Here is a 12019-nt window from a genome sequence, read left to right as displayed (position 1 = left end):
TTTTTGAAAGATAGTCAAAAGATTATGGCTTTCAAAAAGATTTGATAAATGATATAATAAAGAAGTTGGGGAAGTACTCAAGAGGCTCAAGAGGACGGTTTGCTAAATCGTTAGACTGGGAAACCGGTGCGCAGGTTCGAATCCTGTCTTCTCCGTCAAATACGTCTATTGTTGAATAGACGTTTTTTTGCCTATGTAATGGTGGTTGCCAATAGTTAATTGTATCTGATAGGGTTGAGATTGGAGGTAGCATGGCACTTCTTGATAAAGTGATGATAGAAGAAATCAGGTCTAGTATCAATATTGTAGATGTTATTTCACAGCATGTGCACTTGTCTAAAGCTGGTACAAATTACCTTGGTCTTTGTCCATTCCACGGGGAAAAAACACCAAGTTTCAATGTTAATGCTCAAAAGCAGTTTTACTATTGTTTTGGCTGTGGTAAATCTGGTGATATTTTCAAATTTCTTGAGGACTATAAACAAATTCCGTTTCGAGAAGCAGTAAAAGAAGTTGCGGATATGGCAGGGATTGTGCTTGAGATTGACACGCGACCCGCACAGGATAATCCTAATCAAGCGTTATTTGATTTACATAATCAAGCAGCAAGGATTTACCATACTGTTCTGACAGCGACCGAAGAGGGCGCTAAAGCTAGGGAATATCTCCATAATCGAGGTATCTCAGATGAAATTATTGAGAAGTTCAATATCGGTTTAAGTTTATCTGATAATGATTTTCTCTATCAGAGCGTCAAACAAAAATTTGAAGAATCTGTTTTGACAAACTCAGGTTTGATTACTTTTGCTGAGAATCGCATCTTCGATAGTTTTCGTGGTCGAATTATGTTTCCACTTAATGATAAGAATGGTCAGGTCATCGCTTTCTCAGGACGTATCTGGCGACCAGAAGATCTTTCCAACAAAACATTAGCTAAGTATAAAAATTCAACGACCACACCAATTTTCAACAAATCAGAAGCGCTCTACAACCTTGACCGAGCGAGTCAAAGTATCAAAAAAACGCGAGAAGTTTATTTGATGGAAGGCTTTATGGATGTGATCGCGGCTTATGAAAATGGTGTCAGCAACGCTGTCGCGAGTATGGGGACAGCTTTAACGGAAGGCCATATTCGCAAACTTCGGTCGGTTACTAAGAAATTTATTCTCGTTTATGATGGGGATAAGGCTGGGCAGAATGCCATCTATAAAGCTTTGAATTTACTAGCATCGGACGATGTCGAAGTGGTTCGGATTCCGGATGGTTTAGATCCTGATGAATACAATAAGGCTTATCCTGGTGCTCTTGGGACTTTGATGACATCTGGTAGGATGGCGCCTGTTGAGTTCTTAATGGATCATTTACGACCAGCAAATTTATCTAATCTACAAGCTCAGCTAGATTTCATTGATTTGATGAGTCCTAAAATTGCAGCGATTCAATCTTTGACAGCGCAAGATGCGTATATAAAGCGATTAGTTGAGATTTTACCGGATTTCGAGTATAATCAAGTAGAGTCCGCCGTTAATCAAAGGCGGGAAAACGTCGTTGCCTCTCAGGTCATCTATGATGAGCCGTTTATGTTTGATGATGGTATGGCACCTCCTCCTCCGTCAGAGGATGACAGCTATTCATTTATGGATCAGTCCATGGCACCTGTAGTACCTGCTCCAATATCAAGCAATAAGAAATTGTCACAGATAGAGTTGTCAGAGTTGCAGTTATTACATCGGATGATTTATCATCCAAGTGTTCTGACTCGTGTGGCGTCCATTCATGATTTTCAGTTTGTGCATCGGCGGTATCAGCAACTATTTGAGAAGATGATAGGCTTGGGAGAGGTAGATGAAACAGGTTTGATGGGACAGTTGACGGGTGAAGACTCTGAAACATTTTATGAGGTCTTATCCTCTGTCAATGTGCCAGACGACATCTCAGATCAGGAAATTGACGATTTATTAAAGAATTTCTTTAAAGCAGCTAAAGGCTCCCAATTGCAGGCCTTGCAAGATCAACTTGCACAAGCTAAGCAGACAGGGAATAGTGCCTTAGAATTACAATTAACCTTGCAAATCATTGCTCAGAAACAACAAGATGGGGTATAAAATTGGTAGAAATAAAAAAAGATAGTAAAAAAATCTTCTCAGTATTTGACGTTACGGTTGCAGAATTTATTCGCGACCATAAAAAATTAGGTCAAGCTGTAGATGATGATATTACGGTTGAACTTATCACAGAATTTGGATTAGATGCTGACGGTATTGAAGCGCTACTCACAAAAATTCAGGATGCTGGTATCTCAATCGTTGATAAAAAAGGTGAACCATCAGTGATGGCACTTGAATCGACAAAAATCGATGAAAAAGAAGCTGAAGAAGAAGTCGAAGAGATTGTGACCAATGTCCGTATTGATGATCCAGTACGGATGTACTTGAAAGAAATCGGTCGCTTCCCACTTTTGACATTTGACGAAGAAACACGTTTAGCCGAAGCGATTGTTGCGGGTGGTGAAGAAGGCGAGATGGCTAAACAAATGCTTGCTGAAGCCAACCTACGTCTCGTTGTATCTATTGCCAAACGTTATTCTGGTCGTGGCATGCAATTTCTTGATCTAATTCAAGAAGGTAACATGGGCTTAATGAAGGCCGTTGACAAATTCGATCACACCAAAGGTTTCAAATTCTCAACTTATGCGACGTGGTGGATTCGTCAAGCCATCACACGTGCCATTGCTGACCAAGCGCGCACGATTCGTATTCCAGTCCACATGGTTGAAACGATCAACAAATTGATCCGGATTCAACGCCAACTCTTACAAGATTTAGGTCGCGACCCATCTCCTGAGGAAATTGGTGCAGAAATGGATATCAAACCGGAACGCGTGCGAGAAATATTGAAGATTGCTCAGGAACCTGTATCGCTTGAAACACCAATCGGTGAAGAAGATGATTCACATTTGGGTGATTTTATCGAGGACGATGCGATTGAAAGTCCAGTTGATTACACCAACCGTGTGATGTTACGTGAGCAACTTGACGAAGTCATGGATACCCTGACTGATCGTGAAGAAAACGTCCTTCGGATGCGCTTTGGTCTAGATGATGGCCGCATGCACACATTGGAAGATGTTGGCAAACAATTCAAAGTAACTCGTGAACGGATTCGTCAAATTGAAGCCAAGGCTTTGAAAAAATTACGTCATCCAAGACGTAGCAAACAATTACGAGATTTTATGTAAATCATTGATATTAGTAACTCAAAAGACGTCAAACGGCGTTTTTTTTGTGCCCTAATATGATTTTAAATGAGCATTTTTCTTGAAAATAGATTACAATAAGCATATAATATGATTAAAGGTCAAAATTGGTCAAACGCCAATTATCCTTTAAAACAAACTAAAAATAATCAAATCTTTCCAAAGTATGAAAATTTTAAATCTAGAGAAGGATTTGCAAACTGTAAAGGAGTTACCGTCTATGCTCTGTCAAAATTGTCAGCTTAATGAAGCAACGATTCACCTCTACACAAATGTAAATGGTGTCAAAAAACAAAATGATCTCTGCCAAAACTGTTACCAAATCATGAAATCAGGTGGACCTACAAATCTTTTTGGTGGTGGTGCTAACCAAGGCGCAACCAATCAATCAGATGCTAACTATAATCCCTTCGATGATCTTTTCGGAACATTAGGTAATAATATGAACCATCCTAATGGCCGACCAGACAATGCCACACCGCCAACACAGACTGGTCGTGGTGGTAATGGTGGTCAACCACCTCGTGGTCGTGCAGGAAACGCACAACCCAAAGGTATGCTAGAAGACTTCGGTTTTAACGTGACTGAAAGTGCCCGTAAAGGTGAAATTGACCCAGTCATTGGACGTGATCAGGAAATTACTCGCGTGATTGAAATTCTCAATCGCCGGACTAAAAATAATCCTGTTTTAATTGGCGAACCTGGTGTTGGTAAAACTGCTGTCGTTGAAGGCTTAGCCCAAAAAATCGTTGATGGTGATGTACCACAAAAACTACAAAATAAAGAAGTTATTCGACTAGATGTTGTGAGTTTGGTTCAAGGGACAGGGATTCGTGGTCAATTTGAAGAGCGCATGCAAAAATTGATGAAAGAAATCTCTGACCGTCAAGATGTGATTCTTTTCATCGATGAAATCCATGAAATCGTGGGTGCTGGGTCTGCTGGCGATGGTAATATGGATGCTGGCAACATTTTGAAGCCAGCATTGGCTCGTGGTGAATTGCAGCTGGTCGGTGCAACAACGCTAAATGAATATCGGATCATTGAAAAAGATGCTGCGCTTGAACGTCGGATGCAACCAGTTAAAGTTGATGAACCTTCTGTTGATGAAACGATTACTATTTTACGCGGGATTCAAAAAACGTTATGAAGACTACCATCACGTGAAATATACGGATGAAGCGATTGAACAGGCAGCCATCTTGTCTAACCGTTATATTCAAGATCGTTTCTTGCCTGACAAGGCCATTGACTTGTTAGATGAGTCTGGATCTAAGAAAAATCTGACCTTAAAATTCTTTGATCCTCAGGAAATTGCCAAACGGATTCAGTCTTCTGAAGATGCCAAAAATGAAGCCTTGCGTTCTGAAGACTTCGAAAAAGCAGCACATTTCCGTGATCAAATCGCCAAATTGCGAGAATTATCTAAGCAAGAATTGACGGATGAAGAAACACCAGTCATCACTGAAAAAGACATCGAATCTATCATTGAAGAAAAAACGAAGATTCCTGTAGGTGATTTGAAAGAAAAAGAACAAACGCAGTTAATCAATTTAGCCGATGACTTGAAAGCGCATGTCATTGGTCAAGATGATGCCATTGATAAAATTTCCAAGGCAGTCCGTCGTAACCGTGTAGGCCTTGGGAAAGCCAATCGCCCAATCGGTAGCTTTATGTTTGTCGGACCAACGGGTGTTGGTAAAACAGAACTTGCTAAGCAATTAGCCCTGGAGCTTTTCGGTAGTCAAGACAGCATGATTCGATTCGATATGAGCGAATACATGGAAAAACACAGTGTGGCCAAGCTGATTGGTGCGCCTCCTGGTTATGTTGGTTATGAAGAAGCAGGGCAACTGACTGAAAAAGTCCGTCGCAATCCTTATTCATTGATCTTACTGGACGAAATCGAAAAAGCCCATCCAGATGTTATGCACATGTTCTTACAAATCTTGGACGACGGTCGTCTGACCGATGCTCAAGGTCGTACGATTAGCTTTAAGGACACGATTATCATCATGACCTCAAATGCAGGGACTGGTAAAGTAGAAGCCAATGTCGGCTTCGGTGCAGCTCGTGAAGGCACGACAAACTCTGTCTTAGGTCAACTTGGTGATTTCTTCAGCCCTGAGTTCATGAACCGTTTTGACGGCATCATTGAATTCAAAGCCTTAAGTAAAGACAATCTCCTGCAAATTGTTGACTTGATGCTGGCTGACGTTAATGCACAGATTTCAAGAAATGAAATCCATTTGGACGTAACTCAAGCAGTCAAAGAAAAATTAGTTGATCTTGGTTATGATCCGAAAATGGGCGCTCGACCACTCCGCCGGACTATCCAAGACCATATCGAAGATGCCATCGCAGATTTTTATATCGAACATCCCGAACATAAAATGCTCACAGCAGACGTCATTGATGATCAAATCGTCATTGTCAATCAGTCTGATGACGCAACAACGGATGGAGCTATAGCAGAAACAACAGCTGATGCAGGCTCTGCTGACGCTTAAATAGATGAAAAAGAGCTGATGTAGCTCTTTTTTAGAGTCTAATAAAAAAAACGTTCTAACAGTCAAAGTCTGTCAGAACGTTTTTGTCTTTATTCAATAATCAACATGCCATCTTGAATCGAAAAAGGATCAGCTTCGTTGATGCGATCGTAAAACATAACACCATTGGTATGGTCAATCTCATGTTGGACGACCATGGCATCGTAGCCTTTAAGTTTGATGCGTTGTTTGTCGCCGTTTTTATCGATATAGTCGATTGTGACACGCGCGTGGCGAACGACGTAGCCTGGGACATCGCGGTCAACAGATAGACAACCTTCGCCATCAGCAAGGGCTGCATCTTGAACGGAATGTGCCACGATTTTAGCATTGTACATAATTGTTGCTAGGCTGTAAGCCTCGTTGGCTTTTTCAGCGGCTTCTTCGCTTTCAAATTCTTTAGGAACAAGGCAAGCGATGATTTTTTTAGAGACATCGAGTTGTGGCGCAGCAAGGCCAACACCACCACGTAGGCCCATTTTTTCAGACATGACAGGATCTTGCGAGTTACGTAAGAATTCCAACATCTTTTCTCCTAAGATAATATCTTCGTCAGAGAGTGGTAGTTCAACGTCGGCACCTACCGCGCGAAGCGTTGGATTGCCTTCACGCACGATATCGTCCATGTCGATTAAATGACTAGCTTTGATTAATTTTTCTTGTATTGACATGATAACCTCTTTTTAATGAATTCACATTCATTATACCACAAAACAGGGGTCAAAAATGGTAAAATTGACCTATGATAGAAAAAGATACGTCAAGAAAATTTGAGTTAATTTCAAAGTATGAGCCATCTGGTGATCAACCGACAGCGATTGAAGCGCTAGCTGAAGGGATCGAAAATGGTGAGAAGGCACAAATCTTGCTGGGAGCGACGGGGACTGGTAAGACTTATACCATGAGTCAGGTGATTGCGCGTGAAAACAAGCCAACGCTTGTCATCGCCCACAACAAAACCCTTGCCGGTCAGCTCTACGGTGAGTTCAAAGAGTTTTTCCCCAATAATGCGGTCGAGTATTTCGTGTCTTACTACGATTATTATCAGCCAGAGGCTTATGTGCCAAGCTCTGATACCTATATCGAAAAAGACAGCTCGGTCAATGACGAAATCGACAAGCTCCGCCACAGTGCGACGAGCTCGCTTTTAGAGCGCAATGATGTCATTGTCGTCGCATCGGTTAGCTGTATTTATGGTTTGGGGAATCCCAAGGAATATGCTGATAATGTGGTCAGTTTGCGACCGGGTCTTGAAATCTCACGAGACCACTTGCTCAATAGCTTAGTTGATATCCAGTTTGAGCGCAATGACATTGACTTCCAGCGTGGTAAATTCCGCGTGCGTGGCGATGTGGTCGAAATTTTCCCAGCCTCTCGTGATGAGAACGCCTTTCGTGTTGAGTTTTTCGGTGATGAAATCGAGCGAATTCGTGAGATTGAAGCCTTGACTGGTCATGTCTTGGGCGAAGTGGAGCATTTGGCGATTTTCCCCGCAACCCACTTTGTGACCAATGACGAACACATGGAAGAGTCGATTGCTAAAATTGAAGCCGAATTAGAAGCACAACTCAAACACTTTAACGAGGAAGGTAAGTTGTTAGAAGCGCAGCGTTTGGAGCAGCGGACTAACTATGACATCGAAATGTTGCGTGAGATGGGCTATACCAACGGTGTCGAAAACTATTCGCGTCACATGGATGGTCGTACTGAAGGTGAGCCACCTTATACCTTGCTAGACTTTTTCCCTGATGATTTCTTGATCATGATTGATGAAAGTCACATGACCATGGGTCAAATCAAAGGGATGTATAATGGTGACCGGTCACGTAAAGAGATGCTGGTTAATTACGGTTTCCGTTTACCAAGTGCACTTGATAACCGACCACTTAGACGAGAAGAATTTGAAAGCCATGTGCATCAGATTGTCTATGTTTCTGCGACGCCTGGTGATTATGAACTGGAGCAGACGGATACGATTGTTGAACAGATCATTCGGCCGACTGGTCTACTTGACCCAATCGTAGAGGTTCGTCCCATCATGGGTCAGATTGATGATCTCCTAGGCGAGATTAATCTGCGCGCTGAGCGCAACGAACGGACATTTGTCACGACCATGACCAAGAAAATGGCTGAGGATTTGAGCGATTATCTCAAGGAAATGGGTGTCAAGGTCAAATACATGCACTCGGATATTAAAACGCTTGAGCGGACGGAGATTCTGCGTGATTTAAGGCTGGGTGTGTTTGATGTGCTGGTCGGGATTAATCTCTTGCGTGAAGGGATCGATGTGCCTGAAGTGTCCTTGGTGGCGATTCTGGATGCCGATAAGGAAGGATTCTTGCGCAATGCGCGTGGCTTGATTCAGACGATTGGGCGCGCGGCGCGGAACTCGGAAGGTCGCGTGATTATGTATGCCGATAAGATGACGGAGTCGATGAAAATTGCGATTGATGAGACTGCTCGGCGTCGTGAGACGCAGATTGCCTATAATACGGCACATGGGATCACACCGACGACGATTATCAAGGAGATTCGGGATAAGATTGGTTTGACTAAGGTTGCCGATGATGGACAAGTTGTCGAAGTGGACTATGAGACGATGACCCGCAAAGAACGTCAGGCAGCAGTTAAAACGCTGACTGAACAAATGAATGAAGCGGCTGGTAATTTAGATTATGAGCTTGCGGCACAAATTCGCGATACGATATTGGAGATTAAGGCGATGGACTAGAGGTTGACCGTATCTCTCGGACAGATGAAAAGTTTAGGCTATGTGCCTAGACTTTTTTAGTTTTTAGGATTATAAATTAATAAATAAGTATAATGAGGTATTGTTTAAAAAATAACGTAAAAAATAATGAATTTATAGTTTTTGGGGTTGCTATTTAAATAGGAAAGCTTTTGAAATAAGGGTTTATTTTCTAATTTTAAAAATACATGTTTTTTAATGAAAACGCTTGAAAAGTGTTTTTTCTAGTGTTATCATAAGGGTGAAAAAGCAAGAAAGTGAGTTTTTAGCTAATTCTTGCCCCTTGCTTTATTTTTGTATTCCCTACTAATTTGGCGCAAAATTAGTTTTAAATTGCATCCGCGCGCAGTGCAATTAAGAGTACAAAAAATAGACATATTAAGGCCATTGATATGTCTCTACCCATTATTTTTCAAGTGTGTTTGTAAGAACACCCAAATAGAATAAGGAGATTTTCAAAAATGAAAACTAAAACATTACTTTTGACGCTTTCTGCAGCAACACTACTGGCTACAGGAGGTCTTGCAGCAAAAGCAGCGGAGCCATCGGAGGGGACTTGGAACTATGGATACAATTTTAGTTCAGCGTACTCAAATTACCACCATGGAAGTAAAACCCATTCAGCGACCGTTAAAAATAATAATACTGGTCGTGATGACTCTGATACACAAGATGCGGGTGTGTGGGCCAAAGCTCTCGTTGGTCGTAATATCACTGAGAAGTGTTCTTTCTATTATAACTATTGGTAATAAAGACTAGAATAAGGGGCTGAGACGCAAGTCTCAGTCTTTTTTCAAAAGAGGGATCTACAATGTATAAAAAACTAGAAAAGATACTAATCGTCTTATCAGTTGCTATGGTTGTATCACTGGGTACCTTTATTGTGATTGCAAAACACAAACAGATGTTTGTAGGGGCAGACGGAGGAGTCCTTGTTTTAAAAGCCAAAACTAACATAAAAGAGGTCATGGCTGATATTGCCAAAGAAAAACATGTTTTAATCGCTAAGCAGATTATGGTCGCAAGTACAGATGGTAAACAGGATAATCAACCAACATTTCAAAAGTTTGGTAAGGGAAAGCTGCCGCATGATTTTCCAGAGCAAAAAGGGAAAAAATATCTTGAAAATAGTGGTGATGATGTTTACTATTTTATATTCGGTAAAGGGATTGATGCTAAGACTTTATCTAAACGCCTAAATGATTTAGGGAATCAGACGGTACTTGCTGATACTGACTGGCGTTTTCAGGGAATTTCAGCCATGCTTGATCTACGGCTTATCATCGGCACGCTACTTTTTATCATTTCCTATATAGCTTTACTCATGGCTCAAGTAACGGCGAACTTGAAAAAACAAGGGATCCAGCGTCTGTCGGGCATGTCAGGTTTTGTCCTTGCTTTTTCAGGCATCAGGCAGCGTCTTGCTTTCTTATTCATAACAGCTAGTCTGCTTTTGGGTATCAGCAGTCTAATTTTATATATGCTTAATCTCAAGCATGCCATGTATTTTGGAGTTTTACTTTTCCCAGTGCTTTTTTGGGTGTTTGTCTTGGTAGGTGTAGAGGTGTTTGTAGGTGGCATCACTTATCTGTTTTTACAACGTCAAAAAATTAATCTTGTCATCAAACACCGAGTGCCTCTAGGCGCCTTGATGAATATGGTCTTAGTCCTACAATTGCTGGCTTTGATATGCCTCATCTTTTCCTTTGCTAATGTCTTAAATAATCACAAGGAAATTCAACGATTAGAGCATGCACAGGTAGCTTGGTCAAAATATGACTACATCGCACCAAGTTCATTAGCTGGTAGTAAAGACGGATATAGACAACAATTGTCAAATTTTCTACTAGAAGCGAATGAGAAAGAAGAGATGCTCATCGTCTCAGATAACTTCAATAATTTATCAAAAATAGATCAATACTTTCCCACACCACATGTTGAGGAAAATGTGCTCTATGTGACATATAATTATTTAGAGAAGGTAGGCATTAGACTTGATAGCACATTATCTGAAAAACTGGCTAATATGCCAGATAAAACCTATGGAATACTCATACCAGAAACTCAAAGTAAACAGAAAAAGGAACTGGTAGCTGCGTGGTCTGAGAAGATGAATTCATACTCAGATAAACCTTTAGGCATAGAAGCTATATCAGCAATTTATCAGGTACCATCAAAAGAGCTTTTTACTTTTCGGATGTTCGGGTGGACTGCGGTTGATAATAGATCTTTCATTAAAAATCCTTTACTGATTGTGGTAACGCCTCAGACTTTTGACGGAACTGATAAGGTCTTTTCTTGGATTAGCAAGGGGCAGGTGCAATTTTCAGATGGTCCATTGACAGATGCTTTGATTAAAAAACATGGTCTGGAAAACAGCCTAGGTTCTTTTTCAAATGGTAAGTTTGCAGTCGCTAATAGATTGGCAGGTGTCAGAACACAGCAACTCTTTATGGTGGTTGCATCTATTATGGCACTCATGAGTGCTGTCTTCCTAATCTCGCTCATGAACCTGATTTATTTGTACCAAAATCGTAAGAAATTTGCAGTGGCGTGTTTAGCAGGCAAATCCTTGTTCGAAATACACAAGCATTACTTAACGCAACTACTGATTATGATTGGTTTTTCAGTGGTCATGATTTTCGTGACACATCTACCTGCCTTAACCTTGTTGATTCCATTTCTATTTTTAGGAATCATTTTGGCTGTTTTTATCAGGCAGGTTTATGCGAGTAAAACTGCAAGCCTTGCAACTTTGAAAGGAGAATGAGATGATTGAATTAAAAGATATTGGTAAAAGTTATGATGGTTATGAAGTTTTGTCTCACTTTGATTATCAGTTTGAAGCGGGTAAGAGCTATGCTTTGACAGGCAAATCAGGTTCGGGTAAAACTACTTTACTCAACATGATTGGCAGACTAGAAATGCCAGACAGTGGTGAAGTGCTATTAGAAGGAAAAAACTTGAACAAACTTTCTGAAAGAGTTTATTTTAGGGACTATTTAGGCTACCTCTTTCAAAATTATGGCTTGATTGATAATGAGAGCATTAAAGATAATCTCACTTTAGCTTTTGTGGGTAAAAAAGAAAGTCGTGCAGAGCAAGAGGCGTTAATGGTACAAGTCCTAAAGCAAGTGGATCTATCTATCATGATATGAAACGTAAGATCTTTTCTTTATCTGGTGGTGAGGCACAGAGAGTTGCCATTGCTAAGTTGATGTTAAAACAACCGTCGATTATTTTAGCGGATGAACCAACCGGAGCTTTAGATGAAGATACTGGTCGAGAAATCATTGATATCTTGATGCAGCTGGTTGGAGATGAGATAACACTAATCATCGCAACACACGATCCACATGTTTACAGTCGTGTAGACAACGTGTTACGATTATCATGACTCGGAAGTGATGCCTTGGAAGGGTATCACTTTTTAGTATCTGCAAAGAATCATCTTTATAGAAATTC

General features: G+C 40.9%; 6 protein-coding genes, 1 tRNA gene and 2 pseudogenes. 8 read left to right on the top strand and 1 reads right to left on the bottom strand.

Annotated features, from left to right (window positions below):
• The first annotated feature begins 67 nt into the window (after window positions 1-67).
• The 4 genes and pseudogenes from LRA01S_RS09545 (at window position 68) to LRA01S_RS09530 (ending at window position 5766) form a co-directional block, all read left to right on the top strand.
• A tRNA-Ser gene (locus tag LRA01S_RS09545) sits at window positions 68-155 on the top strand.
• A gap of 96 nt (window positions 156-251) precedes the next feature.
• The gene (gene dnaG, locus LRA01S_RS09540; protein ID WP_061775389.1) at window positions 252-2105 is read left to right on the top strand and encodes a DNA primase; all 1854 of its coding nucleotides are present in this window, start codon (window positions 252-254) and stop codon (window positions 2103-2105) included.
• Between the two features lie 2 nt (window positions 2106-2107).
• Complete coding sequence (gene rpoD, locus LRA01S_RS09535; RefSeq protein WP_082785445.1) at window positions 2108-3238, top strand: RNA polymerase sigma factor RpoD; 1131 nt, start codon at window positions 2108-2110, stop codon at window positions 3236-3238.
• A 238-nt stretch (window positions 3239-3476) separates the two neighbouring features.
• Window positions 3477-5766 (top strand): annotated as a pseudogene (locus tag LRA01S_RS09530) (ATP-dependent Clp protease ATP-binding subunit).
• 89 nt (window positions 5767-5855) lie between these two features.
• Here the strand turns inward: LRA01S_RS09530 and def are convergent.
• Window positions 5856-6476 (bottom strand): peptide deformylase, encoded by a 621-nt coding sequence (gene def, locus LRA01S_RS09525; protein ID WP_061775388.1) that lies wholly within the window; start codon window positions 6474-6476, stop codon window positions 5856-5858.
• A gap of 71 nt (window positions 6477-6547) precedes the next feature.
• On the opposite strand from def, the gene uvrB reads away from it, so the two are divergent.
• The 4 genes and pseudogenes from uvrB (at window position 6548) to LRA01S_RS09505 (ending at window position 11951) form a co-directional block, all read left to right on the top strand.
• On the top strand, window positions 6548-8536 hold the full coding sequence (gene uvrB / locus LRA01S_RS09520) for an excinuclease ABC subunit UvrB (RefSeq protein ID WP_061775387.1): 1989 nt from the start codon (window positions 6548-6550) through the stop codon (window positions 8534-8536).
• 479 nt (window positions 8537-9015) lie between these two features.
• A complete protein-coding gene (locus LRA01S_RS09515; RefSeq protein WP_061775386.1) occupies window positions 9016-9303 on the top strand; it encodes a lactococcin 972 family bacteriocin in 288 nt (95 codons plus the stop codon).
• A 62-nt stretch (window positions 9304-9365) separates the two neighbouring features.
• Window positions 9366-11324 carry a DUF1430 domain-containing protein gene (locus LRA01S_RS09510; RefSeq protein ID WP_061775385.1) on the top strand — a complete coding sequence of 653 codons (1959 nt, stop codon included), beginning with the start codon at window positions 9366-9368 and terminating at the stop codon, window positions 11322-11324.
• A 1-nt stretch (window position 11325) separates the two neighbouring features.
• Window positions 11326-11951: pseudogene (locus LRA01S_RS09505) on the top strand (ATP-binding cassette domain-containing protein).
• Window positions 11952-12019 lie beyond the last annotated feature (68 nt).

This window comes from Pseudolactococcus raffinolactis NBRC 100932, assembly GCF_001591765.1.
GTDB classification, from domain to species: Bacteria; Bacillota; Bacilli; order Lactobacillales; family Streptococcaceae; genus Pseudolactococcus; species Pseudolactococcus raffinolactis.
Note: the sequence above shows the minus strand (reverse complement) of the source record. Positions and strands in the feature narration are given on the sequence as shown.